General features: G+C 73.1%; 27 protein-coding genes. 16 read left to right on the top strand and 11 right to left on the bottom strand.

Annotation, left to right across the window (positions count from 1 at the left end):
* Nucleotides 1-7: 7 nt before the first annotated feature.
* Complete coding sequence (locus ACFP2T_RS33945; protein ID WP_377429080.1) at nucleotides 8-2,755, bottom strand: helix-turn-helix transcriptional regulator; 2,748 nt, start codon at nucleotides 2,753-2,755, stop codon at nucleotides 8-10.
* Between the two features lie 207 nt (nucleotides 2,756-2,962).
* On the opposite strand from ACFP2T_RS33945, the gene ACFP2T_RS33940 reads away from it, so the two are divergent.
* The 5 genes from ACFP2T_RS33940 (at nucleotide 2,963) to ACFP2T_RS33920 (ending at nucleotide 8,917) form a co-directional block, all read left to right on the top strand.
* Entirely contained in the window at nucleotides 2,963-4,480 is a 1,518-nt protein-coding gene (locus tag ACFP2T_RS33940; protein WP_377429078.1) for a dynamin family protein, read from the top strand.
* Entirely contained in the window at nucleotides 4,477-6,399 is a 1,923-nt protein-coding gene (locus ACFP2T_RS33935) for a dynamin family protein (RefSeq protein ID WP_377429076.1), read from the top strand. The genes ACFP2T_RS33940 and ACFP2T_RS33935 overlap by 4 nt, the downstream gene beginning before the upstream one ends.
* Nucleotides 6,396-7,055: a hypothetical protein gene (locus ACFP2T_RS33930; RefSeq protein ID WP_377429074.1), complete on the top strand. Its 660-nt coding sequence runs from the start codon at nucleotides 6,396-6,398 to the stop codon at nucleotides 7,053-7,055. The genes ACFP2T_RS33935 and ACFP2T_RS33930 overlap by 4 nt, the downstream gene beginning before the upstream one ends.
* Nucleotides 7,056-7,129: 74 nt before the next feature.
* Nucleotides 7,130-7,837, top strand: a complete 708-nt coding sequence (locus tag ACFP2T_RS33925) for an ArsR/SmtB family transcription factor (RefSeq protein WP_377429072.1) — start codon at nucleotides 7,130-7,132, stop codon at nucleotides 7,835-7,837.
* A 117-nt stretch (nucleotides 7,838-7,954) separates the two neighbouring features.
* On the top strand, nucleotides 7,955-8,917 hold the full coding sequence (locus ACFP2T_RS33920; protein ID WP_377429070.1) for a DMT family transporter: 963 nt from the start codon (nucleotides 7,955-7,957) through the stop codon (nucleotides 8,915-8,917).
* A gap of 50 nt (nucleotides 8,918-8,967) precedes the next feature.
* On the opposite strand, the gene ACFP2T_RS33915 is transcribed toward ACFP2T_RS33920, so the two are convergent.
* A complete protein-coding gene (locus tag ACFP2T_RS33915; protein ID WP_377429068.1) occupies nucleotides 8,968-10,371 on the bottom strand; it encodes an Hsp70 family protein in 1,404 nt (467 codons plus the stop codon).
* A 96-nt stretch (nucleotides 10,372-10,467) separates the two neighbouring features.
* Between ACFP2T_RS33915 and ACFP2T_RS33910 the strand changes: the two genes are divergently transcribed.
* The 4 genes from ACFP2T_RS33910 (at nucleotide 10,468) to ACFP2T_RS33895 (ending at nucleotide 13,944) form a co-directional block, all read left to right on the top strand.
* Entirely contained in the window at nucleotides 10,468-11,241 is a 774-nt protein-coding gene (locus ACFP2T_RS33910) for a glycerophosphodiester phosphodiesterase (protein WP_377429066.1), read from the top strand.
* Nucleotides 11,242-11,287: 46 nt separating this feature from the next.
* Nucleotides 11,288-12,664: an MFS transporter gene (locus ACFP2T_RS33905; protein WP_377429064.1), complete on the top strand. Its 1,377-nt coding sequence runs from the start codon at nucleotides 11,288-11,290 to the stop codon at nucleotides 12,662-12,664.
* 134 nt (nucleotides 12,665-12,798) lie between these two features.
* A complete protein-coding gene (locus ACFP2T_RS33900; protein ID WP_377429062.1) occupies nucleotides 12,799-13,158 on the top strand; it encodes a hypothetical protein in 360 nt (119 codons plus the stop codon).
* Nucleotides 13,159-13,296: 138 nt separating this feature from the next.
* Nucleotides 13,297-13,944: a thymidine kinase gene (locus ACFP2T_RS33895; protein WP_377429245.1), complete on the top strand. Its 648-nt coding sequence runs from the start codon at nucleotides 13,297-13,299 to the stop codon at nucleotides 13,942-13,944.
* Nucleotides 13,945-13,985: 41 nt separating this feature from the next.
* Here ACFP2T_RS33895 and ACFP2T_RS33890 read toward each other — a convergent pair whose 3' ends face one another.
* From ACFP2T_RS33890 to ACFP2T_RS33880, 3 genes are all read right to left on the bottom strand, one after another.
* Nucleotides 13,986-14,216, bottom strand: coding sequence for a helix-turn-helix transcriptional regulator (locus ACFP2T_RS33890; protein ID WP_377429061.1), 231 nt, complete (start codon nucleotides 14,214-14,216; stop codon nucleotides 13,986-13,988).
* Nucleotides 14,216-14,731, bottom strand: a complete 516-nt coding sequence (locus ACFP2T_RS33885) for a hypothetical protein (protein WP_377429059.1) — start codon at nucleotides 14,729-14,731, stop codon at nucleotides 14,216-14,218. Before ACFP2T_RS33885 ends, ACFP2T_RS33890 begins: the two co-directional genes overlap by 1 nt.
* Nucleotides 14,732-14,799: 68 nt before the next feature.
* Nucleotides 14,800-15,258: an Rv0361 family membrane protein gene (locus tag ACFP2T_RS33880; protein WP_377429057.1), complete on the bottom strand. Its 459-nt coding sequence runs from the start codon at nucleotides 15,256-15,258 to the stop codon at nucleotides 14,800-14,802.
* 190 nt (nucleotides 15,259-15,448) lie between these two features.
* On the opposite strand from ACFP2T_RS33880, the gene ACFP2T_RS33875 reads away from it, so the two are divergent.
* From ACFP2T_RS33875 to ACFP2T_RS33855, 5 genes are all read left to right on the top strand, one after another.
* On the top strand, nucleotides 15,449-17,155 hold the full coding sequence (locus tag ACFP2T_RS33875) for an acyl-CoA dehydrogenase family protein (protein ID WP_377429056.1): 1,707 nt from the start codon (nucleotides 15,449-15,451) through the stop codon (nucleotides 17,153-17,155).
* A gap of 53 nt (nucleotides 17,156-17,208) precedes the next feature.
* Nucleotides 17,209-17,940: a TetR/AcrR family transcriptional regulator gene (locus ACFP2T_RS33870; protein ID WP_377429054.1), complete on the top strand. Its 732-nt coding sequence runs from the start codon at nucleotides 17,209-17,211 to the stop codon at nucleotides 17,938-17,940.
* Complete coding sequence (locus tag ACFP2T_RS33865) at nucleotides 17,937-18,104, top strand: hypothetical protein (protein ID WP_377429052.1); 168 nt, start codon at nucleotides 17,937-17,939, stop codon at nucleotides 18,102-18,104. The genes ACFP2T_RS33870 and ACFP2T_RS33865 overlap by 4 nt, the downstream gene beginning before the upstream one ends.
* Nucleotides 18,104-19,099, top strand: a complete 996-nt coding sequence (locus ACFP2T_RS33860) for an NADPH:quinone reductase (RefSeq protein ID WP_377429051.1) — start codon at nucleotides 18,104-18,106, stop codon at nucleotides 19,097-19,099. Before ACFP2T_RS33865 ends, ACFP2T_RS33860 begins: the two co-directional genes overlap by 1 nt.
* Before the next feature lie 164 nt (nucleotides 19,100-19,263).
* Complete coding sequence (locus ACFP2T_RS33855; RefSeq protein ID WP_377429243.1) at nucleotides 19,264-20,256, top strand: GDSL-type esterase/lipase family protein; 993 nt, start codon at nucleotides 19,264-19,266, stop codon at nucleotides 20,254-20,256.
* Here ACFP2T_RS33855 and ACFP2T_RS33850 read toward each other — a convergent pair.
* Both ACFP2T_RS33850 and ACFP2T_RS33845 read right to left on the bottom strand, forming a co-directional pair.
* Entirely contained in the window at nucleotides 20,231-20,878 is a 648-nt protein-coding gene (locus tag ACFP2T_RS33850; protein WP_377429049.1) for an MFS transporter, read from the bottom strand. The genes ACFP2T_RS33855 and ACFP2T_RS33850 overlap by 26 nt on opposite strands.
* Nucleotides 20,875-21,462, bottom strand: a complete 588-nt coding sequence (locus ACFP2T_RS33845; RefSeq protein WP_377429047.1) for a TetR/AcrR family transcriptional regulator — start codon at nucleotides 21,460-21,462, stop codon at nucleotides 20,875-20,877. The genes ACFP2T_RS33850 and ACFP2T_RS33845 overlap by 4 nt, the downstream gene beginning before the upstream one ends.
* A gap of 91 nt (nucleotides 21,463-21,553) precedes the next feature.
* Here ACFP2T_RS33845 and ACFP2T_RS33840 point away from each other — a divergent pair, with 91 nt between their 5' ends.
* Entirely contained in the window at nucleotides 21,554-21,925 is a 372-nt protein-coding gene (locus ACFP2T_RS33840; protein ID WP_377429045.1) for a VOC family protein, read from the top strand.
* Nucleotides 21,926-21,963: 38 nt separating this feature from the next.
* On the opposite strand, the gene ACFP2T_RS33835 is transcribed toward ACFP2T_RS33840, so the two are convergent.
* Nucleotides 21,964-22,941: a tyrosine-type recombinase/integrase gene (locus ACFP2T_RS33835; protein ID WP_377429241.1), complete on the bottom strand. Its 978-nt coding sequence runs from the start codon at nucleotides 22,939-22,941 to the stop codon at nucleotides 21,964-21,966.
* A 113-nt stretch (nucleotides 22,942-23,054) separates the two neighbouring features.
* On the opposite strand from ACFP2T_RS33835, the gene ACFP2T_RS33830 reads away from it, so the two are divergent.
* Nucleotides 23,055-24,029 carry a helix-turn-helix transcriptional regulator gene (locus ACFP2T_RS33830; protein ID WP_377429043.1) on the top strand — a complete coding sequence of 325 codons (975 nt, stop codon included), beginning with the start codon at nucleotides 23,055-23,057 and terminating at the stop codon, nucleotides 24,027-24,029.
* 73 nt (nucleotides 24,030-24,102) lie between these two features.
* Here the strand turns inward: ACFP2T_RS33830 and ACFP2T_RS33825 are convergent, their stop codons facing one another.
* The 3 genes from ACFP2T_RS33825 to ACFP2T_RS33815 all read right to left on the bottom strand — a co-directional run bounded on the left by ACFP2T_RS33825 (nucleotide 24,103) and on the right by ACFP2T_RS33815 (nucleotide 26,433).
* A complete protein-coding gene (locus ACFP2T_RS33825; protein ID WP_377429041.1) occupies nucleotides 24,103-24,528 on the bottom strand; it encodes an Hsp20/alpha crystallin family protein in 426 nt (141 codons plus the stop codon).
* 93 nt (nucleotides 24,529-24,621) lie between these two features.
* On the bottom strand, nucleotides 24,622-25,122 hold the full coding sequence (locus tag ACFP2T_RS33820; RefSeq protein WP_377429039.1) for a GNAT family N-acetyltransferase: 501 nt from the start codon (nucleotides 25,120-25,122) through the stop codon (nucleotides 24,622-24,624).
* Nucleotides 25,123-25,185: 63 nt separating this feature from the next.
* Entirely contained in the window at nucleotides 25,186-26,433 is a 1,248-nt protein-coding gene (locus tag ACFP2T_RS33815) for an MFS transporter (protein ID WP_377429037.1), read from the bottom strand.
* Nucleotides 26,434-26,446 lie beyond the last annotated feature (13 nt).

Here is a 26,446-nt window from a genome sequence, read left to right as displayed (position 1 = left end):
GCACCCGTCACAGCACCTCCAGCGCCAGCGCAGCGGCCTCGGTACGGGTGCGTGCTCCCAGTTTGCGCATCCCGGACCGGACGTGGGTTTCCACCGTCTCAGCGGATATACCCAGTTGGCCGGCGATTCGTCGGGTCGGCTCGCCGGCCGCGACGAGGCGCAGCACCTCGCGTTCCCGGTCGGTGAGGTCGCCGTCCGAGCGGGCACCACGGTTGTCGCGGCGCACCGCGTGCCGGCGAAGTGCCCGACGGGTCCGGCCCAGCAGCACCACCAGCCCGGCCTGCTCGGCGCGCTGTTCGGCGGTCAGCAGCGACGGAACGCCCCGCGCCGGGTCCGGCTCGTGCAGTCCGGCGGCCAGCAGGCAGCGCACTTCCTCCCGGACCGCCAGTTCCCGCCAGGCGTCGGCGGCCAGGGTGAAGCCGGCCGGGTCGCCGCCCGGCGCGTCCCAGGCGGCCAGCGTCTGGCGGACCGGGGACGGGCCGGTCGGGCCGTTGCCGGGCCACGGTGCGGCGTCGTCGCCCGGTGCCGGTCGGGGCTGGCTGCCGCCGGGCATCGGGTCACCGTCCGGTGCGACACCGGACAGGTTGCCGGATCCGGTCGCCGCCGCGTCGCTCCCGGGTTCGGCACCGGCGGCGCGGGCGCCGTCGTAGGCCGCCCACCGGGCGGTGATCTGCCGGAGGCCGTCGATGAGTGGCGGCCCGCCGGACGGTGGCCAGCCGGCCCGTTCCGGTTGACCGTCGAGCCAGGCCGCCTCCCGGCTGACCCAGTCGAGCAGCGCGTCGAGCGTCGCGGACCCGATCGTGGTCGCCGCGAGCCGGGCGCGGGCCGGGCCGAGCAGTCCGCCGTCGGCCTCGACCAGGCTGGCGGCGGCCACCGCGTATCCCCGGGCCGGACCCGGGAGCGTGCGGTCGGTCAGGTCGCCCGCCCGGCGCAACGCCTCGTCGGGGCCGAGGGTGGGCAGCCCGCCCCGCAGCGCCGCACACCAGAGCCGGGCCGCGAGGAACCGGGTCTGCCAGCTGTAGGCCAGGTCGGCGACGCATGCCTGCTCGGCCGCCTCGGCGACCTGGCCCGCCTCGCCGAGCCGACCGTCCGCGATCAGCGTCTCAACGAGCGACCAGGCGCTCCACCGCGCCGACAGCGGGTCGCCGGCCGATCCCGCCGCCGCGGCGGCGGTGGCCAGCGCGGCCTCCCAGCCCGGGTCACGGTTCGCGGCCTGTGCCGCCGCCAGCGCGGCCCGCAGCCCAGGATGGGCCGGTTCCCGGCCGTGGGCGGCGAGCAGCCGCGCCGTGGTCCGGGCCGCTTCGGCCGGCTCGGTGCCGAGTTGGGCGAGCAGCACGATCCGGTCCCGGGCGGCGAGCTGCTCGGGGGTGGCCGAGTCCGGTATCCGGGCCACCGCCGACCGGGCGCCGGCCAGGTCGCCGAGTTGGACCAGCGCCTCGCCCCGGAGCAGGTCCGGATCCACCCCGAGCGGTGTGGCGGTGGTCAGCACCCGGACCGCCGCCCGGGGGCGACCGCAGGCCAGCGCCGCCTGGGCGGCCGCGACCCGGACCGCCGGTTCCGGCTCGACTCCGGGCAGCCCGCAGGCGAGCAGCAGCGGTTCGGCGCGGGCCCCGGCGGTGTCGGCGGCGTTCGCCGCGACAAGTGCCAGCCGGTACGCGGCCGCGCCGTCACCGGCCGCGGCAAGGTGCCGGACCGCCTCCTCGGGTGGTACGAGTTCGGCCAGCCGACGGTGCAGTGCACGGCGACCGGCGTCGTCGAGCAGGCCGGCGGCGATCTCGGCGACGTACGGCGACACCGGGGCGACGACCGCTCCGACACCACTGGCGGATTCGCGGGTCACCAGGCCGGCGTCGGCGAGTTCGTCGACGCCGGTGCCGAGCACGGTGGCCGCCGCCGGCCGGCCGAGCAGTCCCAGCGCGGCCATCGCGGTCCGGGCCGGTCGGGTCAGGTCGGCCAGGGCGGTGGCGACCGCGTAGCCGACCTGCTCGACATCGCGCCCCGCCGGATCGGGGCCCGGTGCGTCGACGTCGGGCCGCCGAGCGGCGGACTCGTGGTCGGACCCTTCCGGCTGGTGGGGAACGCCGGGCCGGGTGGCCCGCCGGCTCGCGGCCCGGCGGGCCAGCGTCACCACGGCCAGCGGTACCCCGCCGGCCCGCCGGACCACGTCCGCGACGGCCGTGGCACCCAGCCCGGGAGCGACCCGGGCGGCCAGGGCGGTCGCCGGTTCGACCGGCATCGGCGGCACCGCGAGCCATCCCGCCGCGGTGGCGCGTAGCGCTGTCACCGCCGCGGCCGGCAGCCGGTGCGGGGTACGCAGCGCGACCGCCACCCGGCAGTGCGCGGCCAGCGGCAGCAGGGCGGCGAGGGTGGCCGGATCGACCCATTGCAGGTCGTCCAGGAGCAGCAGGCCGGTGCGTACCCGCGACCGCACCGCCTCGGCGAGCAGCGCCGGATCGTGCCCGGGAAGCCGGACCCGGACCGCCCGGGCCAACGCGAACGCCGGCTCGGTCGGCAGACTGGCGAGGCCACCGCCGGCGAACACCGGTCCCCGGAACGCGGCGCCGAGCCGGGCCAGCGCGGTGCTGCGTCCGCCGCCGGGCCCGCTGTGCAGGACGACCAGGCCGGGCGTGGCGAGCAGCGCGGAGCCTACCTCGACGACGTCACGGGCCGCGTCGCCCGGCCCGTCGCGGCCGATGTCCGAAAGATCACTGGCTCGGAACTGATCGGACAGGTCGCCGACCGACGCGTGCCGCACTGGTCCTCCCCGCCCGGATTGGCGGCCACCGCCGCGTGAGACGGTGGCACGAACATGGGATCCTGCGCCGGCAGGATATTCGTAGTGTGATGTCCGGCAGGGACAGCCCGCCCCTGCCGCCGTGTCGGAAGGACAGCAGACGAGATGAGCGCGTGCCACCACCGGGTTCCGACCATTGTCGCCGACCGCACCGCCGGCTGACGAGTCATGGGCCCAGGTCCGCTCAGCGCCCGGGTCGCCGGCCTCTGCGACGAGGTCGGGCCCCGACTCGGCCCTGCTACCCAGAACCAGGTGCTGGCGATACGCCGGCGGCTCGACGAACCGCTGCGGGTGGCGATCGCCGGCCGCCTCAAGGCCGGAAAGTCGACACTCGTCAACGCGCTGATCGGCCGGCGGGTGGCACCGACCGAGGTCGGCGAGTGCACCCGGATCGTCACCCAGTTCCGCTACGGCACCGCCGACCGGGTCGACGTGGTCCGGCGGGACGGCAGCCGGGTCAGCCTGCCGCTGGACGACGCCGGCATGATCCCGCAGCGGCTCGGCGTGCCACGCGCCGAGATCGGGTACGTCGACGTGACGTTGACCAGCGACCACCTGCGGGACCTCACCGTGCTGGACACCCCCGGCCTGGCGTCGACCAACACCTCGGTCAGCGCCGGGGCGCGACGGTTCCTCTTCGAGGCGGCCGCCGCCCCGTTCGACGACAACATCGACGACGACTCGGCCGGCGCGATCGCCGGTGCCGAGGCGATCATCTACGTGTTCACCCAGTCGGTCCGGGACGACGACGTGGCCGCGTTGGAGGCGTTCCGATCGGTATCCGCCCGGCTGGCCAGCAACCCGATCAACTCGCTGGGACTGTTCAACAAGGTGGACAAGCTCGTCGGTGGGGCGGCCGACCCGTGGCCGGTGGCCGGACCGCTGGCCGCCGACCAGACCGGGGTGCTCCGCCGGGTGGTGTCGGAGGTGGTGCCGATCGTGGGGCTGCTCGCCGAGACCACCGAGGCCGGCCGGTTGACCGCCGCGGACTGTGAGGCGCTGCGGGCGATGGCCCGGCTGCCGCAGAGCGAGCGGCTGGTGCTGCTCGCCTCGGTCGACCTGTTCACCTCGCGGGACGCTCCGGTGCCACGGGAGCAGCGGGAGCGGCTACTGCGGCTGCTGGACCTGTACGGCATCGGTTTCGCCATCGCCCAGTTCGCCGCGCAGCCGCAGTTGGCCAGCGGGGACCTGGTCCGGCTGCTGTTCCAGGCGTCCGGCTTTCCCCGGCTGCGGAACACGCTCGACCAGGCGTTCCGGTGGCGTACCGATGCGATCAAGGCCGGCTGGGGGTTGTCGAGCCTGGAGAAGCTGGCGAGTCACGCCGCCCGCCCCGAGGACCGGGAACTGCTCCGGGACGCGATCGAGCAGGTGCTCCAGCAGCCGGACTACCACCGGCTGCGGTTGCTGGAGGTGGCCCAACTGGTGAGTTCCGGATCGGTGGAGCTGCCGGAACCGATGGAGCAGGAACTGACCCGGCTGGCGCTCTCCACCGATCCGCGCTGGATCCTCAGCCTGCCGGCCGCCGCTCCGGAGCAGCTCACCCGGGCGGCACTGGAGGCCGCCACCAGGTGGCGGGTCTACGCCGTCGCCGGAGCCAGCCCGGCCCAGTCCCGCGTGGCGCAGGTCGCCCACCGCGGCTTCTTCCTGCTCTCCCAGCGGGTACGGGCCGAGGGAGGTGTCCGGTGACCGCCGGCCGTACGGTCGCCGGGACGCCGGGTGCGCGGACCGGCGGCAGCGGCGGCGGTTCTCCGGAGGCCGCGCTGGGCAGTGCCCTGACCGGTGCGGTGGACGGCGGGCTGGCGTTCCTGCGTAAGGTCGCGCCGGATGCCGCGGCCGAGGTCGACGGGCTGCGCCGCCGGGTGGTGACCCGGCCGTCGGTGGTCGTCGTCGGTGAGACCAAACGCGGCAAGAGTTCGCTGGTCAACGCCCTGGTCGGGGTGCCGGACCTGTCGCCGGTCGACGTCGCGGTCGCCACCTCCTGCTATCTGGAGTTCCTGCCCGGCGCCGAACCCGGGGCGCGGGCCTGGCTGCCGGGGCGGGCCGAGCCGGTCGCGCTGGCCTGCTCGGACCTGCGGAACTGGGCCACCCCGCTCGGGCGGTTGCCCGAGGACCAGCGGCCGCCCCGGCACATCGAGGTGACCCATCCGGCGCCGCTGTTGCAGTACCTGAGCCTGGTGGACACCCCGGGTACCGGCGGGCTGGACCCGGCGCACGCCCAGATCGCGCTGGACGCGGCCAGCCGGGCCACCGCCCTGCTCTTCGTGGTCGACGCCGCCGCCCCGTTCGCCCAGCCGGAGCTGGACTTCCTGATCGAGGCCAGCAAGCGGGTGAACCTGGTGGTGTTCGCGCTGACCAAGACCGATGCCTATCCGGGCTGGCGGACGATCCTGGCCGACAACCGGGCGCAGTTGCAGGCGCACGCGCCCCGGTTCGGCTCCGCGCCGTGGTTTCCGGTCTCGGCCCGGCTGGCCGAGCTGTCCCGGACGATGCCGGCGGAGGCGGCCCGGGAACTCGTCCGCGAGTCCCGGATCGCCGAACTTCAGCACGCGCTGATCGGCCTCGCCTCCCGGGGACACCTGCTGCGGCAGGCCAACCTGCTGCGCACGGTACGCAGTGAGCTGATCCGCTGGGACCTGGAACTCGGCGAACGGCTCCGGGCCACCGATCCCGACCCTGCTGACGTGGCCCGGATAAAGCAGGAGCGGGCGGCGCTGGCGGCCCGCAAGCGTACCGAGTCCCGGCAGTGGTCGCTGGCGCTGAACACCGAGACGCAGCGGGCCCGGGTCGAGGCCACCGGCCTGCTGCGGGGGTACGTCGGCGCGTTGCAGGAGGACTTCCTGAACCGGGTCGACCGGGCCCGTGGCGACGAGATCAGGAGCCTGCCGCAGCAGGTCGACGAGGCCCTGCACGCGCTCTCGATCCGGCTGTCGGAGGATCTGGAGGTCCGCTTCCGGCAGGTCGGCGAGCGGGTGTTGGCGGAGGTGTTCCAGCCCGACGAGCTGCGGTTCGTGTTGGGCCGGCTGAACGCGACGCTGCGGCACGCCCTGGCCAGCAAGCCGCGCCGCGAGGGTGGCGGACCCGACAACATGATGATCGCGCTGTCGGCCGGTTCGATGGCGTTCATGGCCGGCCGTGGCGCGATGGCGGGTGCGTCCGCGCTCGGCGCGGGGGCACTGGTCGGCGGCAGCCTGCTGATCCCGTTCGCCGGGCTCGGGCTGGGGCTGGCCGCCGGTGGCTTCATCCTCTACCGGCGTCGGGTGCAGACCGACCGGCAGCAGGCCCGGATGTGGCTTCGGGAGGTGGTCGCCGACGCCCGGGCGGCGCTGTCGGACGAGATCACCCACCGGTTCACCGACCTGCAGTACGGGCTCACGCTCGCCCTGGACGACGCGATCGAGCGGCGGCTACGGCAGCTCGACGAGCGGATCGCCGAGATCGACTCGGCGGCGGCGATGGACCAGGCCAGCCGGGCCCGGCGCCGGGCCGCGACGCAGGCGGAGCGGGAAACCGTCCGGGCCCGGGTAAAGAACGTCGACGAGGTACTCCTGCGGGCCCGGGCGCTTGCCCCGGCGCCGGCCACCGACTTCTCGGGAGCGGGAACATGACTGACCACTGGGCCGGTTGGCCGGAGGACCAGCCGGACTTCGACGGCCCGGACGGCGGGGAGTTCGGTGACCTGGGCCCGGACCAGCCCGAGGGCGACGGCTACCCGGTCGAGGGCTTCGGCCCGGCCGACGCCGCCCCGGACGATCTGACCGGGGCGTCCGATGCGCCGCCCGAGCCGATCGGGTACGACGGCTTCGGCACCGGATCGCCCGGGTTCGACCCGTACGCCGACGGTGACCCGTACGCCGACGGCGAGGCCGGGACCGGGCCGGACGGGTCGACGGAGGTGCCCGCCGAGGCCGGCTTCGGTTCGGCCGACCCGCCGATCGGCGCGGACCCGGACCTCGACCCGTACGGCGACGAGGCGCAGTGGTCGGAACCGGCCTGGCCGGCGCCGGACGCGTCCGATCTGGGTCCGCCGCCGGAGCCGGTCGACGGCTTCCCGTGGGCGGATCCGGGCCTGCTCGGCGCCCCGTACGCCGGTACGCCGGTCGATCCGACGACGATGGCGGGTCCGGCACCCGTACCGGACGAACTGGCCGACTACGCCGGAACGGAGCTGCCGGCCGACGGCGACCCGTGGGCGACACTGGCCGATTCCGAGGATCCGGCGACGAGCGCGCTGGCCCGGTTCTGGTCGCCGGACAACCGCTGACCGTCGGTCCGGTCCGCCACGGCGGGGGCAACCCTTCGGTGGCCGCCGAAACGTGCCTGTCGCAGACTGGGTGGATGCCCCGCGCCCCGCACGTCGCCGCCCGCCTGGCCGGACTGGCCGCCCTGCTTGCCGACGAGACCCGGGCCGAGTTCTGTCTGGCCCTGCTCGACGGCCGTGCCTGGACGGCGGGCGAACTGGCCCGGCGCGCCGGAGTCGCCGCCTCCACCGCGAGCGAGCACCTCGGCAAGCTCGTCGAGGGCGGACTGCTCAGCGAGGACCGGCAGGGCCGGCACCGGTACGTACGGCTGGCCGACCCTCAGGTCGCGCACCTGGTCGAGGACCTCGCCGCCCAGGTCGCACCCGGGGCGGACCGGCCGGGCACGCTGCGCGCGGCGAGCGCGGGCAGCGCCATGGCGCGGGGACGTACCTGCTACGACCACCTCGCGGGGCGGCTCGGTATCGCGATCGTGGCGGCGATGACCGAGCGTGGGCTGCTGCACCAGCATGCCGGATTCGCGCTCACCGACGCCGGACTGCGCTGGTTCGCCGACCAGGGCCTGGTCCTGGAACGTGCCGGACGCCGGCCGCTGGTCCGGAGTTGCCTGGACTGGACCGAGCGGAAGCCGCACCTCGCCGGGATCGCCGGGGCGGTGCTGTGCCGGCACGCCCTCGACACCGGGTGGTGCGTCCGGATCGGAACCGAACGGGCGGTGAAGGTGACTCCGGACGGCGAGCGGGCGCTGGGCGTACTGCTCGGGATCGCTCCGGCGACGTTGCGCTGATCGGACAGCGACGGCTCCGGCTGGGGGTCGCGGAGTCCGCCGGGCAGGTCGGAACCTCCCGCTGGCACCCGAATACTTCGGTCGGCGCCGAAATGTGCCCAGCCTAGCGTCTCCCGCATGACAAACTCGTCGGACTCCGGCGGTCGGCGGGACTGGCCCGCCCTCGCCGCGGCAGCCGTGACCGCGGTCCTGTGGGCCTCGGCCTTCGTCTCCATCCGCAGTGCCGGATCGGTCTACTCGCCGGGATCGCTGGCGTTGGGACGACTTCTCGCCGGCGCGACCGTGCTGGGGGCGATCAGCCTGCTGCGCCGTACGGGGTGGCCGCCCCGGGCCGCCTGGCCGGGAATCGTCTGCTCGGGTGTCCTGTGGTTCGGCGGCTACATGGTGATGTTGAACTGGGGCGAGCGGGAGGTCGACGCGGGAACGGCGGCGATGCTCGTCAACATCGGGCCGCTGCTGATCGCGTTGCTGGGCGGCAGGCTCCTCGGTGAGGGTCTGCCCGGTTCCCTGCTGGTCGGCATGGCGGTGTCCTTCGCGGGCGCGGTGCTCGTGGGGATCTCCACGTCCGACACCGGCCGGACCTCCGTATCCGGTGTCCTGCTCTGTCTGCTGGCCGCCGTGGCGTACGCCGTCGGCGTCGTCGCCCAGAAGCCGGCGCTCCGGCACGCCGGGGCGCTACCGGTCACGACGTTCGGTTGTCTCATCGGGGCCGTCGCCTGCCTGCCCTTCGCCGGCACACTCGTGTCGGAGGCCGCGCACGCGCCGCTTCCCGCCACCCTCAACATGGTCTACCTGGGCGTCTTCCCCACCGCGCTGGCCTTCACCACCTGGGCGTACGCGCTGTCCCGCACGAGCGCCGGCCGGATGGGTGCCACCACGTACGTCGTGCCGGCGCTGGTGGTGCTGCTGTCCTGGCTGCTCCTGGACGAGGTTCCGGCACCGCTCACCCTGGTCGGTGGCGCCCTGTGCCTGGCCGGGGTCGCGGCGGGCCGCCGCCGGCCGCGACCCGGACCGCCACCGACGCTCCGCACCGGTGCCGGTGCCGAAGCTGGCCCCGGGCTCGTGGTGCCGCGGCGGTGAGCGGTCCGGTGGAGTCGAGCCAGCACCGGGCCGAGGGCCGAAAGTGCCGGTCAGCCGGCCCCCGCCACCACCACGAGCACGACGAGCGCGACCGCCACCAGCACGGCCAGGGATCCGGTCCAGACCAGCCCGGTCGTTCCGTACCAGAATCCGCCGGCCCGGGTGGTGGGCGCGGCGCCGGTCCGACCCGGACCCGGTGCCGGCTGGCCCGTCGGCGGCCCGGCCGGTCCGGCGCCCGACCAGACCGCGCCGGGCCCCGGTCCGGAGGGAAGCACGGGACCCCCGAGTTCCATCGGACCGCCACGCCGCGCCGCCACCAGGTCGCCGGGTTCCGCCGTCGAACCGCCGGGACCGGGGTGGCGGGGTGCCGGATCCGCGGGATGGCCGGGCGACTGCGGGGTGCCGTGGCACAGCGCTCCCTCGGCGACCACCGTCTCCGGCTGGTCGAGCGTGCTGGGGACGATGCCCAGTTCGGCATGGATCAGCCGGGCGGCGAGCGGAATCCGGCTCGAACCGCCGACCAGGAAGATTCCGACCAGGTCGGCGGGATCCAGCTCGGCGGCGGCGATGGTCCGGGCCAGGCAGTTGACCGTCTGGAGCAGCTGCCGACGGATCAGCGACTCCAGTTCCTCCCGGGTGAGGTGGGCCCGGATGTCCAGCGCCGGCAGGTGCACCTCGGCGCTGGACATCCGGGACAGCAGCTCCTTGGCGCCCCGGACGTCGTCGTAGAGCAGCGCCCGCTGCCGGCGCCGCTCGGTGTCGGCCGGGCTCACCAGGCCGTGCCACAGCTCGGGCCGGGTCCCGGCGTAGCCACGGCCGAGATGCTCGACCAGCGCCTGGTCGAAGTCGAGCCCGCCCAGGTCGGTCAGGCCCAGCTCGGCGAGCACCTCGAAGCCGCCCACGGTGCGGCGTACCACGGCCGCGTCGAACGTTCCGCCGCCCAGGTCGTAGACGGCCAGCGCCCGACCCGGTTGCATCGCCGCGCCGAGCACCGTCGGGTAGTACGCCGCCGCCGCGACCGGCTCGACGACCAGGCGCGGGGGCGGCAGGCCGGCGGCGAGCGCGGCGGCGACCAGCACCGAGCGACGCCGCTCACCCCACCGGGCCGGATGGGTGAGCCGGACCTCGTCGACGCCACCGAGCTGCCGCTCCGCCTCCACGGCGACCCGGCGCAGCACCGCCGCGACCAGGTAGGTGACCGGCACCTCCCGGCCGCCGAGCAGCACCGCACCGTCGTCGATCCGTCGCTTCGGATGCGGCTCGAACCGGGCCGGATCCAGCCGGGCGGCCCGCTCGGCGTCCCGGCCGACCAGCAGCGCACCGGCCGGGTCGAGGCAGACCGCCGACGGCAGCAGCGGGGTGCCGTCGAAGAGCAGCGGCCGGCTCCGGCCGTCGGCGTTCCGCACCACGGCGACGGTGTTGGACGTGCCGAAGTCGATGGCGAGCAGCCGCATGGCAGCACCCTACTGTCCCCGGGGTTCACCGTCGGCCGGGTGAAAGCGCCGCCCTCCGGTCATCCGACGGCCAACCGCGCCGGGCATACTCGCTGCGTGATCCGGGACTTCGCCTACCTCGACGCGCCCACTCCGCTGGCCTTCGCCCACCGGGGTGGAGCCGCACGGGGCGACGAGAACACCACCGAGGCGTTCGCCCGGGCGGTCCGGCTCGGCTACCGGTACGTCGAAACCGACGTCCACGCCACCGCCGACGAGGTGCCGGTGGTGTTCCACGACGCGACACTGGACCGGATGACCGGCGAACGGGGCCGGATCGCCGGACTGCGCTGGGCCGACCTGCAGACGATCAGGATCGGCGGTGCCGCGGCGGTACCCCGGCTCGACGACGTCCTCGGCGCCTGGCCGCAGATCCGGTTCAACGTCGACGTCAAGGCCGACAGCGCGGTCGTCGCCACGGCGCGCACGGTCGAACGGGTCGGCGGAGGCGACCGGGTGCTGCTCGCGTCGTTCAGCGACACCCGACTGGCCCGGCTGCGCCTCTTGGCCGGGCCGAAGGTCGCCACCTCGCTGGGCCTGCGCGGGGTGGCCCGGCTACGGCTGGCCTCGCTCGCGAACCGGCGGCTGGCGCTGCCGCCGACGGTGGTGGCCGCCCAGGTCCCGGTCCGGTACCGGGGCGTACGGGTGGTCGACCGGCGATTCGTCGACTACGTCCACCGACTGGGCCTACAGGTGCATGTCTGGACCATCGACGAACTCGCCGAGATGAACGAGTTACTGGACATGGGTGTGGATGGCATCATGACCGATCACGTCGACGTACTGCGCGAGGCGTACCTCAGTCGCGGACACTGGCCCTCCGATCGGTAGGTCGGCCCGGACCACACACCGCCCGACCCCCGCCGAAGGACCGATCATGGCCGAGACACTTCCCGCGACGGCGGAGGACGCGCCACCCAGCACCCGCCACGAACGCGTCGGCTGGTACTTCTACGACTGGGCGAACTCGGCGTTCAACACGACGGTCATCACCGTCTTCCTCGGCCCGTACCTGACGTCGATCGCGAAGGCCGCCGCCGGGTGCGCCTCGGACGACCCGTGCCGGGGCCAGCGGATCGGCCTGCTCGGCATCGACATCGCGCCCGGTTCGCTGTTCCCGTACATGGTGTCGCTGTCGGTGTTCCTGACCGTCTTCGTACTGCCGATGGTGGGCGCCGTCGCCGACCGGTCGGCGCACAAGAAGGAAATGCTGGCGCTGTTCGCCTACATCGGTTCGGCGGCCACGATCGGGCTGCTCTTCCTCACCGGTGACCGCTACCTGCTCGGTGCGGGGCTGTTCCTGGTCGCCAACATCTCCTACGGCGCGAGCATCGTCGTCTACTACTCGTTCCTGCCCCAGATAGCCGGGCCGGAGGACCGGGACAGCGTCTCCAGCGTCGGCTGGGCGATCGGGTACATCGGTGGCGGGCTCCTGCTCGCGATCAACGTGGCGGCGGTGCTGTTCAAGGACTCCCTCGGAATGGACACCGGCGAGGTCGCCCGGTACAGCATGGTGTCGGCGGGCATCTGGTGGGCCGCGTTCACCACCATCCCGCTGGTACGGCTCCGCAACCGCCCGCCGGTGGCCGGGCCGGCCCAGGGACCGCTGCTGGTCGACGGGTTCCGGCAACTGTGGCACACGCTGCGCAGCCTCAAGGCGTACCCGTTGACGTTGTTCTTCCTGATCGCGTACCTGATCTACAACGACGGCATCCAGACGGTCATCTCGCTCTCCGCCGTCTACGGCACCGAGGAGCTGAAGCTCTCCGACGACGTGCTGGTGCCGACCATCCTGATGGTGCAGTTCCTGGCCTTCGCCGGGGCGCTGGGGATGGGTGCGTTGGCCAAGCGGATCGGCGCCTGGAAGACGATCCTGATCAGCCTGGTGCTCTGGACGGTGGTGCTGGCGGTCGCGTTCCGGCTGCCGGCCAACCAGGCGATCCCGTTCGTGCTGCTCGGCGGCGGGATCGGCATCGTCCTCGGCGGCAGTCAGGCGCTGAGCCGGTCGCTGTTCAGCCAGCTGATCCCGAAGGGCAAGGAGGCCGAGTACTTCGGGCTCTACGAGATCTCGGACAAGGGCACCAGTTGGCTCGGGCCGCTGCTGTTCGGCCTGGCGTACGGGATGACCGAGAGCTACCGGGTGGCGATCATCTCGCTGCTGGCGTTCTTCATCGTCGGCTTCGTGCTGCTGCTCGCCGTGCCGATCCGCCGGGCGATCGTCGCCGCCGGAAACGTACCGCCCGCGCGGCTCTGACCTCGGCCGCTCCCGCTTCCGGCGGCGGCTGGCCGGACGGGTCGAGCCGGGACGGGCATCGGCCACCCGCCGCCCGGACCGCCCACTGTGCCCTACTGTGAGGCCGCAGAGCCGTACGAGGCAGGGGGCACGGGATGGAGCCGATCGCGGTGGCGGCCGGAACGACGTTGGTCGGCGCGTTGGCCGGCGACGGATGGCCGGCGGTCCGGGCCGAGGTGGTCGCGTTCTGGCGACGGGTCCGGGCCGGCGAGGCCGACGCCGTGGCCGACGACCTGGCCGAGTTGCGCGCCGAGGTGCTGGCCGCCCGGCGGGCCGGCGATCCCGAGCTGGAGCGGGCGCTCGCCGAGATCTGGCAGCGCCGGTTCCAGGAGCTGTTGCGCCCCGATCCCGGCCTGGCCGGTGAACTGCGATCGATTCTCGAACAGCACCTCACCCCGGCGCTGGCCCCGGACGAGTGGGCTGACCAGGACGAGCGGCCCGACCGGGGGCGGTGACCGGCAGATGACCAGCGGACGACCAGAGTGGTGATCAACACGGCGGGTCGTACGAAAACGCCGGGTGGCCTAGGCTCACCGACCGTGACCGACGACATCCGTACCGACCGGGCCCAGCCGGTCGGAGCCGAGTCCGCCCTGTCCGCCGCGTGTTTCGCCGCCGGCGACGGTCGGTTACGCCACGGTGCCGCCCTCAAGTTCTTCTGGGGACCGATGGACTGCGGCAAGTCCACGATGGCCCTGCAGATGAACTACAACCACGCCCGGCAGGGGCGGCGCGGACTGGTGCTGACCCGGATCGACCGCTCGCTCGGCCCGCAGATCACCACCCGGATCGGGCTGGCCCACGAGGCGATCGAGGTCACCGAGGAACTCGACCTCTGCGAACTGGTGCGGTCGCGGTGGGCGGCGGGCATCCGGGTCGACTACCTGATCTGTGACGAGGCCTGCTTCTACACGGTGCGGCACGTCGAGCAGATGGCGGAGCTGGTCGACCGGTACGACGTCGACGTGTTCGCGTTCGGCCTGGCCAGCGACTTCCGCTCCTGCCTGTTCCCGGCGGCGCAGCGATTGTTCGAGCTTGCCGACGAGGTGTGCCGGATCCAGGTCGAGGTGCTCTGCTGGTGCGGCCGGCCGGGGCTGCTCAACGCCCGGGTGGTGGCCGGGACGGTGGCCCGGGAGGGCGAGCAGGTGGTCATCGGCGACACCGTCGACGCGGCCGAGGTGCGCTACCAGGTGTTGTGCCGGCGGCACTACCGCAACGGCGACCTGGGCGGCAACCGCTGACCGTCGGCCCACGGGACCCCTGACCTCCGGACCGCTGACCGTCAGCCCCAGAGGGCTTCCACGGAGGTCTCCAGGGTGCGGGCGATCCTGATGGCGAGGTAGACCGACGGTGCGTAGTCGCCGGTCTCCATCGCGATGATGGTCTGTCGGCTCACCTCGACCGCGTCCGCGAGCTGCTGCTGGGTCAGTCCGGCCGCCCGGCGCTGGACCCGTATCCCCGCGCCGGCCGCACTGTCCGGCCGTCCCCGTACCGGCCCACCGGTGCGGACCATCAGTCGAGTTCCTCGGCGTCGGCCGCACGCTGCCGGCGGCGGGCGTCCAGGCGTACGCCGACGGCGGCTCCGCCAACGCCGATCGTCGCGCCGAGCGGAACGGCCCAGGCGGGTGGGCCGGTGAGGAGCTGGTAGGCGTGGGCCAGGCCGGACAGGAAGAGCAGGTACGGCACACCGGCGAGCAGGGCCGTGCTGATCGTCCGGGTCGTCCAGCGGACCTGGTGGGGGTTGACCCGACGCCGGGCGACGTACCGGGCGCAGAGCAGGATCGGCAGGTAGAGCAGGACCATCAGCACCACCAGGGACGGCGCCACGGGTCGGCCGCCGATCCACACCAGCGCCGCCGCCGCCCACGGCAGGGCGATCCACTGGATCATGGCGGCCGTCGCCATGCCCTCGTACCAGCGCAGCCGTTCGCGTTCGTCGCCGTAGGTGCGCCCGTCGGGGTCGAGGGCCCAGTCGGCGATCCGGTCCAGCACGGTGACGCGGCTGGTGGGGGCGGGTGAGGTGGTCATGACGTCGAGCGTGACGTCAACTCTTCTTTACGTCAAGAGTTCTTGGCATCAGGTGCGGCGGGTCACGTTCAGAACGGATCGCCGCAGACCTGCCACCGGTCGCCGTCCTTCACCATCGGCATCTCCCGCACGTCAACCGCACCGGAGCGGCGGGTCAGCCTGGCGGTGACGGTGCCCCGGACCTGGCCCCGGTCGGTCGCGACCGCGACGTCGTCGATGGCGTACCGGTTGATCGTGGGCGGCACCGACATCCGCTGGACGAAGTCGTCCCGGCTCCACCGCGCCCGGGTGTCCCCGCAGAGCTTGTCGTAGGCCCCGGCCGCGTCGCCGCTGGTCAGGTCGTGCAGGAACGCCTCCGCCGCGTCCCGCGCCCCGCCGGAGGACTGTCGGACCTGCTGGTAGTTCCAGGCGCCGAGCCCGGCCGCGCCCACGCAGCAGACGAAGAGTCCCGCCGCGGCCAGCGACAGGACGCCCCGCATCCGGCGTGGCCGCCGGGCCGGACGGGCCGACGGCACCTCGTACCCCATGGCACCGACGGTAGAGACGCCACCCCGATCGGCGCAGCGAACCGGCCCGTTCCGGCCCGGTGACCGCCGCCGAGGTACGCCAACCATGATCGGCTCGGGCGGTGCCGTCGGGGACGGCCGTGGTCTACCGTCGGGATCATCCCCGTCACCGATCCCGCCCCTCCGCCGGCTCGACTCCAAGGATCAGACCATGGTGCGTTACGTCCAGGCGGTACCCGCTCCCGCCGACCCGTACTTCGGTGACCGGCTGCTGCGGTCCTGGCTCGACCGCCAACTCGGCGCGGACGGGCATGCCGCCGCCGCCGATCGGCTGACCGCGCTCGCCACCGACGTCACCGGGCCGCTCCGGGCCGCGCACGCCGTCGCAGAGGCGCAGCCGCCGACGCTGGTCCGCTACAGCCCGTGGGGGGCCAGGATCGACCGGATCGAGACCTCGGCCGGCTGGCGGGCGCAGCGCGAGGCCGCCGCCCGGCACGCCGTGGTGGCGCTGCCGTACCTGGCGGAGGCCCGGAGCACCTGGGGGGCGGCGGCCCGGGTCGTCCAACACGCCCTGCTGCATCTGTACGGCCCGGAGTCGGCCACCTTCTCCTGCCCGGTCGCGATGAGCGACGGCGCGGCGGCACTGCTCTCCCGACCCGAGGTCGACCCGACGCTCCGCGACGCCTGGCTGCCCCGGCTCACCTCGACCGATCCGAGCCGGGTGGTCAGCAGCGGACAGTGGATGACCGAGTCGCAGGGCGGCTCCGACCTGGCGCGGTCGACCACCATCGGCCGCCCTGCCAGCGACGGCTCGTGGCGGCTGACCGGAGAGAAGTGGTTCTGCTCGGCGGCCGACGCCGAACTGGCGGTAGCGCTGGCCCGCCCCGACGGCGCCGGTCGGGGCAGTCGGGTACTCGCCCCGTTCCTGGTTCCGCGCTACGCCGCCGACTCGCCGCTGGCGCTGCCGAGTGCCGAGCCGGACGCACCGGCGCCGGGGGTCACCGTGCACCGGCTCAAGGACAAACTCGGCACCCGGGCACTTCCGACGGCCGAGATCGGGCTGCACGACGCGTACGCCTGGCCGCTGGGTGACCCGACCCAGCCCGGCCTCACCCGGGCGATGACCCTGGTCGTGGTGACCCGGGTGCACAACGCGGCGGCCGCGGCGGCGGGCATGCGCCGAGGACTGGCGTACGCCCGCGCGTACGCCGACGCCCGTCAGGTCGCCGGCGGACGGATGATCACCTCGCCGCTGCACCGGGCCACCCTCGGCACCCTCGCGGTGGACGCGGCGGGCGCCTTCGTGCTCGCCGGGCACGCGTTCGCGCTGCTCGGCCGGGTCGAGGTCGGCGCGGATCCCGATGCCGAGGCCGAGCTGCGGATCGTGGCGCCGCTGGCCAAGCTCGCCACCGCCCGGCTGGCGGTCTCCTCGGCCAGCGAGTACGTGGAGAGCTTCGGCGGCGCCGGCTATGTCGAGGACACCGGCGTACCCCGACTGCTCCGGGACGCGCAGGTGCTGCCGATCTGGGAGGGCACCACCAACGTGCTCGCCCTGGACGTGCTCCGGGCGGTGGTCCGGGACGACGCCGCCACGCCCCTGCTGAGTCGCCTCGACGAGGCGGTCGACACCGCCCGTCGGCTGCACCCCGCGCTGGCCGACGCGCTCGGCACCGCAACGGCCGAGTTGCGGAACTCGCTCACCGAGGTCGCCGCCGATCCGGAGGCGGTCGGCGTGGTCGCCGGAGCCCGAGGGTTGGCCCTGCGGATGGCGTACGCGCTCGGCACCGCGCTGCTGGTCGAGCAGGCGGCCTGGGGTGACGAGACGGCGGAGGTGGCCGCCCCGCTCTGGGCGCGGCGCTGGCTGCGCGGCGGCGACATCGCGGCCGACGCCCACCAGGAACTCGACTCACTCGGCTGACATCAGGTCAGGAACAAGCCAGGCAAAACCGGGTGTTCTGCCTAACATTTGGCGTGAATGCCGCCTCGCCGTGTCGGTACGGCGATACCGTATCTCCATGCCGGCTGACCGGTTCCGCTGGAACGACACCATCCCACCGCAGGTGTGACGCCATGGCGATTCGGACAAGGCGTGCGGGCGGGGCGAAGCGGATCGTCGTCCTGGAAGCCGTGGCAGGTGTGCTCGCCGCTCGCGGCTACGAGAACACCCGGTTCACGGACGTCTCGGCGGCCAGCGGCGTCGCGATCAGCACCCTGCAGAACTACTTCGGTTCGCGCGAGGACATGGTCATCGAGGCCATGGAGGTCTTCACCGACCGCGAGGTTAATGCCCTGGGAGCGGTGGCCGCCGCCGAAGCCGATCCGTGGCGCCGACTGGTCGCGCTGGTGGACCGGAGTCTGAACAATTCGGAGAGCACCAGGCAGATCCTCGTCGAATTCTGGCGATCCGCCATGCGGGACGACGACCTCCGCGACTACAGCGCGGAAGTGCAGCTGCGTTACCGGGCGCCGTTTCTGGCCGCCGTACGGGAAGGCAGTGAACGGGGTGAGTTCAGGCTCGCCCACGACGCCGAGGCCGTAACGGACTTCCTGCTTTCGGCCCTGGCCGGGCTGATCATCTCTCGCGTCCAGCACCACTCCACGACGTCGCCTGCGGAGTTCCGCGATGTCCTGCTTACCCAGCTCAGGCTGATGCTGGGCGTCGAAGGCCGACCGTCCGGTACCCGAAAGATCGAGGATCGATGACCACCGTCGAAATCACCCGTTTCCGCTTCTGGCGCTCGCCCGACGATTTCGCCGAGTCCCGGCGCCGGGGCGGTGACCGGCCCGGCATCCAGGCGTTCTTCCCACTGATCGACGAGGTGATCAGCGTCGAGCAGGGAACCACCACCGAACCGGCAGGTGCGTGATGCGCGCAGCGTGGTACGACCGGCAGGGCCCGGCGCGCGAGGTGCTCCAGGTCGGTGAGTTGCCCGATCCGTGGCCGGGCCAGGGCGAGGTCCGGGTCCGGGTGTCGATTTCCGGGATCCACGTCGGCGACCTGGGCAAACGGCAGGGCTGGTGGGGGTCGACGATGTCGTTCCCTCGGGTCGTCCCGCACGGTGACGGTGCCGGGACGATCGACGCCGTCGGACCGGGCGTCGACCCGTCCCGGATCGGCGAACGGGTCTGGGTCTACCTCGCCCAGTCGTACCGCCCGTTCGGCACCGCCGCCGAGTACACCGTGGTGCCAGCCCGGCACGCCGTGACGCTGCCTGCCGACGTGCCGGACGAGCAGGCCGCCGGGCTCGGCATCCCGGGCATCACCGCCCACCGGTCGATCTTCGCCGACGGGCCGGTGACCGGCCAGCGAGTACTCGTCACCGGAGCGCTCGGTGCGGTCGGCCGGGCCGCGTTGGCGGTTGCCCGCCGGGGCGGCGCCACCGTGATCGCGACGGTACGCACCCCGGACCAGGTCGAACAGGTACTGGCCGCGGGAGCGCAGCACGCGGTCGACACCGCCGGTGGCGACCTGGCCGCCCGAATCCTCGAACAGACCGGTGGGGAATTGATCGACCGGGTGGCCGAGCTGGCTTTCGACGCCAACCTGGCGACCAACCTGGAAATCCTCCGGTACGGCGGCGTGATCGCCACCTACGCCACCGGTGCGGCGGAGCCACGTATCCCCTACTGGCCGCTCGGCTTCAAGAACATCACGGTCCGGTTCCTCAGCAACGACGACTTCCCGGAGTCGGCGAACGAGGCCGCCGCGACCGAACTGACAGCCGCGTTGGTCGCCGGTGACCTGCGCTACCCGATATCCGCCCGGTTGCCGTTGGCGGAGATCGCACAGGCACACGAACTGGCCGAACACAGTTCAGCCAGGGGCCGGGTTGTCCTGGAGATCGAAGAAGCCGCGCGATGACCATCCTGATCACCGGCGCGATCGCCGCGTGAGCAGCACGAACCATTGGAACGACCATGATCTGGACAGCCGGTTTCCGTACCGCCGTCATCAGTCCCTACGAGCAGCTCCAGTTCGGTGAACCCCGTGGCTTCGCCGACCAGACCGTACGTCAGGTGCTGCACATGGCCGGTGGCGGAGAAGCCCTCCGCGTACGCCTGACGAACCGTTACGGCCGTACTCCGTTGACCATCGCCGCCGCGACGGTCGCCGTCGGGCACCGGCGGGCCACCCTCACCTTCGACGGCGTCGAGCAGTGCGTCGTCGCGGCGGGCGAAGAGCTCGTCACCGATCCGGTCGATCTTTCCGTTGCCGCCGGGGCAGACCTGGTCGTCAGCCTCCACTTCCCGAAGAAGACCGGCCTGGCCACCTATTCCCACATGCCGGCGGAGGTCGCTCGGATAGCCGAGGGAAATCACGTCACGTCTTCCGCATTCCCTCCGGCCGAACAGGTGGAAGCCAGGTTCTACATCTCGGGTGTCGACGTGCTGGCCCCGCCGGACACCGCGATCGCCGTGGCCTTCGGCGACTCCTGGTTCGAAGGGGTCGGCACCACGACCAGCGCGAACCATCGCTCCGTCGACTTCCTCAACCGGCGCCTCACGCGGGGGTGGGTCGTCAACCAGGGCATCGCCGGAAACCGCCTCCTGCGCGACGGGGTCGGCGAACACGCGCTGGCGCGCTTCGACCGCGATGTTCTGTCGATACCTGCCCTGACCCACGTTCTGGTGCACTTCGGCATCAACGACATCGGTCTTCCCGGCATGCTGGGCGAACCTCCCGCCACCGCCGACGTCCTCATCGAAGGTTTCACCGCTCTGGCCGACCACGCCCACCGGGCCGGCCTGAAGATCCTCGCCGCCACCATCGGCCCCTTCGCGGGCGCCGGGCCCGAGATCAGCACGCCCGAGAACCTTGCCATCCGACGCGAGGTGAACGACTGGATCCGCACGACCGGCGCCTTCGACACGGTATTCGATGTGGCCCGAGCTGTCGCAAACCCTGATGCCCCCGACTACATCCACCCCACGCTGGACAGCGGCGACGGCATACACCTGAACGACAAGGGCGCCGAGGCCATGGCCGACGCCGTCAACCTGGACGACCTCGCGCTCTAGACCAGGTCGACGGCTGATCCTGGCTGCACTCACCTCGATCCAGGCCAGCAGCGATGCCGCTGTGCCGCGAGCGGCTGCGGCGGACCGGTACAGGTCCGGCGCGCCTCGGCAGTCTGGTGGCGAGCAGCCCGCCGAGCACCGCGACGCCGGTGAGCACCCACAGCGTCGGGCGCATGGCGGCGGTGAAGTCGGCCCCGGTCCAGCGCACCTCGCCAGCGCCCGGCCATTCGGCGGCGCCGAACGACATGGCGCCGGTCAGCAGCATGGTCGCGGTGGCGACGCCGAGAGCGGGGCCGACGTTCATGGCGGTCTGCTGGAGCCCGCCGGCCACCCCGGCGGCGTCGACGGAGGCCTGGTGCACGACGACCTCGGTCGCGGTGACCATCACGGTGCCGAAGCCCGCGCCCAGCAGTGTGAAGGCGCCGCCGATCGCGACCGTTGCCGATCCCGGACCGAGCTGGGACATCGACAGGATGCCGAGGGCGACGATCACGGCGCCGGTGACGCTGCTGGCAAGCGTCAGCCGCCGGTGCCGCCACGGACTCGTCGGCCGCACCTCGCTTCGCCCGGCGTTCCGACGGGTCTTCTCCGGCCGGGCGGTCCGCTCGCTGCGCCCGCTCATCGGTGCGCCGGTCCGAGGTGCGCGTCCAGGGTTGCCCGGAGCAGCGGTTCGATCTCGTCGAGCCCGGTGGCGAGTTGGAGGCTTCCCCATCCCCACAGTTGGGCGATGCCGTGCAGGTTCGTCCACAGCGCACCGGCGACGACCCGTGGCGCAGCGCCGGTGCGCTGGGGTCGCGCCCGGACGACCAGGTCGACGAGGGCCTCGAAGAGCGGCAGACTCGTCTCCCGCAGGCCGAGCTGGTTGCTCTCCAGTAGATCGTGCCGGAACATCAGTTCGAACATGCCCCGGCGGGACTGCGCGAAGTCGAGGTAGGTCCGGCCCAGCGCCAGCAGTTGGGCGCGGGGATCGGCCTGGCCCGTCCCGATCGCCTCGGTGGCCCTGTCGCTCAGCTCGGCGAAGCCCTGGCGTGCGATCGCGGACAGTAGGGCCAGGTGGGTCGGGAAGTAGCGACGGGGCGCTCCGTGTGAGACCCCGGCCCGCCGGGCGATCTCCCGCAGCGACAGCGTCGACACGCCCTCGCTGGTCAGCATGGCAACTCCGACCGCCACCAGGCGGGCCCGCAGTCCCTCGTCAGCTTCGCTCATAGACAGGGTCTACCACCGCGAGTAGACAGTGTCTACCAAGACCGTCCGAATCATCCGGGTCGCGTACCTTACGCGGGGCAGGCTGGCCCGCATGACCAAAATCGCCGACCTCATCATGGTCAGCCTCGACAGTCCCGATCCCCGCGCACACGCCGAGTTCTACCACCGGGTGCTCGGCTGGGAGATAACCGCCAGCGCGGACGAGTACGCCATGATCAGTGACGGACACACCTCGATCGGCTTCGGCCTGGTCGAGGGATACCAGCCGCCGGCCTGGCCGGACACCTCCGGCGGCAAGCGCTACCACCTCGACTTCTACGTCGACGACCTGGACAAGGCCGAAGCGAGCTGCGTGCAGGCCGGCGCGGCCAGGCCCGACTTCCAACCGGGCGGAGACCGGTGGCGGGTACTCACCGATCCGGCCGGCCAGCCGTTCTGCGTCTGCCTGCGACCGCAGGACTGATCGGGGGCGGTCACGGGTGCCGCCGTCGGAGGCTGCGGTCAGCTCCGACGGCGTGCCCGGGCCGCCCAGATCGCGTACGCCGGATCCCGGTCCAGGTTGTGCCGGTCCCGGTCGTACCGGCGGGTGGTCCGTGGATCGGCGTGCCCCATCGCGTCCTGCACGTCCTCCAGCGGCACCCCCTCGGCCCGCGCCGAGGTGGCGAAGGCGTGCCGCAGCGAGTGCGGGGAGAGCCGTTCCCAGGCCGGGATGTCCGCCACCCGGGCCAGTCGGCGGACCAGCCGGAACACGGCGTGCCGGTCCAGCCGGTTGCCGGTGGCGGTGACCAGTAACGCCCCGCCGAGCTGCTCCACCGGCCGCCGCTCGGCGGCCGACCGGGCGGCCAGATAGGCGTCCACCGCGTACGCCGAACCGGGCGTCAACGCCCGGCGGCGGGCCCGGCCGCCCTTGCCGACGAACCGGACGCTCCGGTGCCCCCGCTCGTATCCCAGGTCGGCCAGGTCCAGCGAGACCAGTTCGCCGACCCGCAGCCCGAGGTCGGCCAGCAGGGCCAGCACCACCCGGTTGCGCAGCGCGTTGACGCCGGTGTCCGCCTCGGCGGCGGCGAGCAGCGCGTCGACCTCGTCCGAGGTCAGCCCCACCGTGGCGGAATGGTCCCGGTCCACCCGGGGCCGGTCGGCGCCGGAGACCGGATTGGCCGGCACCGCACCCAGCCGACCGAGGAAGGTGTACCAGCTCGACAACGCGGAGAGCTTCCGGGCCACCGTGGCCGGGGTGAGCGGACGTCCGTTCCGGGCGTCGACACTCGACTCCAGGTCCCGGGCGTACGTGTTGACGTGCAGGAAGGTCGCCCCCAACGGGTCGAGTTCCCGGACCGTGCACCAGGAGAGCCAGCCGGCGATGTCCCGCCGGTACGCGGCCCGGGTGTGTTCGGACAGCCGGCGGTTACGCAGCCAGGACTCGGTGAAGTCGGCCGGGGAGTCGGCCACAGCGAGCCGACCGGCGGTCCGCCGGGCCAGGGTGGGAGTGGATCGGGGCACGCGAGAAAGGTTCCCAGATCGACCCGTCTCGGGACCCCAGGCGCGCCCAGGCAACCTTCGGAGCCTTCCCGCACCGGGATAGCCTTCCTGGCGTGCGCGCCAGCCGACTCGTCTCGTTACTGCTGCTCCTGCAGGCGCGGGGACGGATGACGGCCCAGGAACTCTCCACCGCGCTGGAGGTGTCGGTCCGGACCGTCTACCGCGACGTCGAATCGCTCGGCGCCGCCGGGGTGCCGGTGTACGCCGACCGTGGCCCGACCGGCGGCTACCGGCTGCTCGACGGCTACCGGACCCGGCTGACCGTCGACGAGGCGGAGACCCTGTTCCTCACCGGCATGCCCGGCCCCGCCGAGGAACTCGGCCTCGGCACCGTGTTGGCGGGGGCCGAGTTGAAGCTGCTCGCCGCGCTTCCCGGCGAGTTGGGCGACCGGGCCGCCCGGGCCCGGGACCGGTTCCATCTGGACGCCCCGGGCTGGTTCCGCGCCACCGAGCCCACGCCGCACCTCGCCGCGCTCGCCGACGCGGTGTGGCGGGAACGCATGATCGAGATCCGGTACCGCCGGTGGAAGGCGCCGCAGGAGGTGGACCGCCGGCTCGCCCCGCTGGGCGTGGTGCTCAAGGCGGGCCGTTGGTATTTGGTGGGCAGGGCGGATACGGAGGCCAGGGCGTACCGGATAGCCAGCGTGCTCGACCTGACGGTGCTGGACGAGGGGTTCGAAAGGCCGGCGGACTTCGACCTGGCCGCGTTCTGGCAGGGCTGGAGCCGCCGGTACGAGGAGAGCGTCTACCGCGCCGAGGCGACGGTACGGATGACGGTGGCGGCACTCGACCTGATGCCGTTCGTGTTTCCGCCCGCGATGTCCCGGGCGGCGCGGGCGGCGGCCGGTCCGGTCGACAACGCCGGCTGGCTCTACACCGTGGTACCGATCGAGTCGGTCCGGCACGGGCACATCGAGTTGCTGAAGCTCGGCGCCGACGTCGAGGTGCTCGCCCCGGCCGAGCTGCGGACGGCGTTCGCCGCGACGGCCCGGGCGCTGGCGCGGCGCTACCGGGTCGCCCCGGACTGAGCCGCGCCCGACTCCCGCCTCCGCACCGACGCGCGCCCCGGCGGAGGTCCGGGACGCGCGTCGGTGTCGGAGATCAGGACTTGATCTGGCGCTGTCCGCTTCCGGTGACGGTGACCTCGACCCGGCGTGGCTTGGCCCGCTCGGCCACCGGGATGCGCAGGGTAAGCACCCCGGCCTCGTAGCCGGCTTCGAGCTTGTCGGTGTCGAGGGTGTCGCCCAGGAAGAGTTGCCGGGTGAACAGGCCCATCGGCCGTTCCGCGGCCACCAGTTCGACGCCGTCACCGGCCGGGCGCCGACGCTCCGCGCGTACGGTCAGCACGTTCCGCTCTACAGTGCACTCGATGCTGTCCGGATCGACTCCCGGCAGGTCGAAGGCGGCGTAGAAGAAGTCGCCGTCACGGTAGGCGTCCAGGTGCATGACCGCGGGGCGGGTGTTCGTGCCGAAGAACTGCTCGGCGATGCGGTCGATCTCACGGAACGGGTCGGTACGCATCAACATGTCGATCCTCCTCGGTACTCCTGAGCCGAAGGTTTAAGTTGAGTCCAGGTGACTCAAGTCCTCTTCTTTAGTACCGCGATCGGGCGGCTCTCGTCAACCCCGGAGCCGCTTCTCGAACCAGTGCTCGGCGTACGGCGAGACGGAGAACGGCGCGACCTCGTGGTAGCCCTGCCGGGCGTACAGCGCCCGGGCCTCGACCAGATCGTGCCGGGTGTCCAGCCGCACCGTCGTCACGCCGTACGCGAGCGCGGCCGCCTCGACCGCGTCGAGCAGCTGCGCGCCGCCGCCCCGCCGTCGGGCCGACGGGCGGACGTACACCCGGGTTATCTCGGCCACCGGCAGGTCGGCGAAGCGGAGACCGACGCAGCCGGCCGGCTCGCCGCCGTACCGGCCCACCAGGAACAGGCCGGTCGGCGGTCGAAGATCGTCACTCGACTCCTCCGCCAGCACGGCGTCGACCTCGGCGGGTTCGGCCGGACGACGGTGGTACCGGCCGACGATCTCGGTGTAGTAGTCGCGCAGCAGGGCGCTGGCCGTCGCGCCGTCCACGGGTTCGTCGCGGACGGCCCAGGCCCGGGTCGTGATGATCTCCACCTGCCCAGTCTCACCGACGCGTCCAGGGGATATCCGGGCGGTACGCAACGGTGGCGACCCGAACTAACGGGCCGCCACCGCGGGCTCCGGCTCCGGGTTCGGCTCCGGCTGCGCTGCCGGACGGGTGGCGGTGAGTCGGCGTACGCCGGGGACGGCGGCGGTGCCCACGCAGGCCACCGCGACCAGCACCGCGGCGATGCCCAGTGGCACGGACGGCGACCAGGCATCGGCGGCCAGCGGGGCGAGCGCGTACCCGAGTGGCATCGCGGCCAGTGAGAGGAGCCAGTCGTACGAGGTGACCCGGGCGAGAGTGTGTGGCGGGATCTCCGCCTGGACAACCGTCTGCCACACGGGGTTGAGGAAGCCGAGGGCGGCCAGCGCGACGCCGTAGGAGACGATCACCGCCCAGGGTGGCGCCGCGACGGCGAAGAGGGTGAGCGGCAGCGCGTACGTGGCGAGACCCAGGTTCGCGACGAGGATCGGCCGCTTCAGCCGGGCCCGGCCGGCCAGCAGGGACCCGATCAGCAGACCGATCGCGCCCGCTTCGAGCACCAGGACCCAGACACCCTCGCCGCCCAGTTCGCCGATCGCCACCGCCGGCCCGAGGGTGACCAGCACCGCCGCCACACCGTTCCAGACCGCGTGCGCGACCAGGCTGCTCCAGTACCAGTCCCGGGACCGGACCTCCGTCCAGCCCTCCCGCAGGTCGGCGAGCAGTGACCGACGTTCGATCGGCGTGTGGCGTACCCGCAGAACGGCGAGCAGAGCGGCGCTGACGGCGAAGCTCGCGCCGTCGAGGACGAACGCCCAGCCCGGACCGGCCGCCCAGATCAACGCGCCGGCCAGGGCCGGGCCGGCCAGTCCGGTGGCGCTGCGGGCCGCGCCGAGCGCGGCGTTGGCCCGCTGCCGGCCGGGACCGTCGACGATGCCGGCGACCAGCGGCGACGTGGTAGGCATGGCGAAGGCCGACGCGACGCCGCCGACCGCGGAGGCGACGGCGATGGGTAGCAGCGTCGGAGCGCCGCTGAGCAACTCGACGCCGATGAAGACCTGCGTGCCGCAGTGGACGAGATCGGTGCTGATCGCGACGATCCGGGTGTTGAACCGGTCGGCGATCACGCCGCCGATCGGCAGCAGCAGCAGTCTCGGCACCATCGCGCAGCCGAGGACCAGGGCGAGCGCCGAGGCCGAGCCGGTGACCCGCAGCACGGCGAGTGCGAGGGCGGCCGGCACGACCGCGTCGCCGAGCGCGGACAGCGTTCGGCCGAGGAAGAGCAGTTGGAAGGCGCGGAGCCGGAGCGGGTGGGTCACGTCGGGGAGAGTA

This window comes from Plantactinospora solaniradicis (genome assembly GCF_042658085.1).
Taxonomy (GTDB): Bacteria; Actinomycetota; Actinomycetes; order Mycobacteriales; family Micromonosporaceae; genus Plantactinospora; species Plantactinospora solaniradicis.
This window is presented reverse-complemented; position numbering and strand designations above follow the sequence as displayed.

Coding starts and splice junctions, on each gene's coding strand:
- ACFP2T_RS33940 (WP_377429078.1), top strand. CDS start 2,963: ATGGGCCCAGGTCCGCTCAGCGCCCGGGTCGCCGGCCTCTGCGACGAG.
- ACFP2T_RS33930 (WP_377429074.1), top strand. CDS start 6,396: ATGACTGACCACTGGGCCGGTTGGCCGGAGGACCAGCCGGACTTCGAC.
- ACFP2T_RS33925 (WP_377429072.1), top strand. CDS start 7,130: ATGCCCCGCGCCCCGCACGTCGCCGCCCGCCTGGCCGGACTGGCCGCC.
- ACFP2T_RS33920 (WP_377429070.1), top strand. CDS start 7,955: ATGACAAACTCGTCGGACTCCGGCGGTCGGCGGGACTGGCCCGCCCTC.
- ACFP2T_RS33915 (WP_377429068.1), bottom strand. CDS start 10,371: ATGCGGCTGCTCGCCATCGACTTCGGCACGTCCAACACCGTCGCCGTG.
- ACFP2T_RS33905 (WP_377429064.1), top strand. CDS start 11,288: ATGGCCGAGACACTTCCCGCGACGGCGGAGGACGCGCCACCCAGCACC.
- ACFP2T_RS33900 (WP_377429062.1), top strand. CDS start 12,799: ATGGAGCCGATCGCGGTGGCGGCCGGAACGACGTTGGTCGGCGCGTTG.
- ACFP2T_RS33890 (WP_377429061.1), bottom strand. CDS start 14,216: ATGGTCCGCACCGGTGGGCCGGTACGGGGACGGCCGGACAGTGCGGCC.
- ACFP2T_RS33885 (WP_377429059.1), bottom strand. CDS start 14,731: ATGACCACCTCACCCGCCCCCACCAGCCGCGTCACCGTGCTGGACCGG.
- ACFP2T_RS33880 (WP_377429057.1), bottom strand. CDS start 15,258: ATGGGGTACGAGGTGCCGTCGGCCCGTCCGGCCCGGCGGCCACGCCGG.
- ACFP2T_RS33875 (WP_377429056.1), top strand. CDS start 15,449: ATGGTGCGTTACGTCCAGGCGGTACCCGCTCCCGCCGACCCGTACTTC.
- ACFP2T_RS33865 (WP_377429052.1), top strand. CDS start 17,937: ATGACCACCGTCGAAATCACCCGTTTCCGCTTCTGGCGCTCGCCCGAC.
- ACFP2T_RS33860 (WP_377429051.1), top strand. CDS start 18,104: ATGCGCGCAGCGTGGTACGACCGGCAGGGCCCGGCGCGCGAGGTGCTC.
- ACFP2T_RS33855 (WP_377429243.1), top strand. CDS start 19,264: ATGGCCGGTGGCGGAGAAGCCCTCCGCGTACGCCTGACGAACCGTTAC.
- ACFP2T_RS33850 (WP_377429049.1), bottom strand. CDS start 20,878: ATGAGCGGGCGCAGCGAGCGGACCGCCCGGCCGGAGAAGACCCGTCGG.
- ACFP2T_RS33845 (WP_377429047.1), bottom strand. CDS start 21,462: ATGAGCGAAGCTGACGAGGGACTGCGGGCCCGCCTGGTGGCGGTCGGA.
- ACFP2T_RS33840 (WP_377429045.1), top strand. CDS start 21,554: ATGACCAAAATCGCCGACCTCATCATGGTCAGCCTCGACAGTCCCGAT.
- ACFP2T_RS33825 (WP_377429041.1), bottom strand. CDS start 24,528: ATGTTGATGCGTACCGACCCGTTCCGTGAGATCGACCGCATCGCCGAG.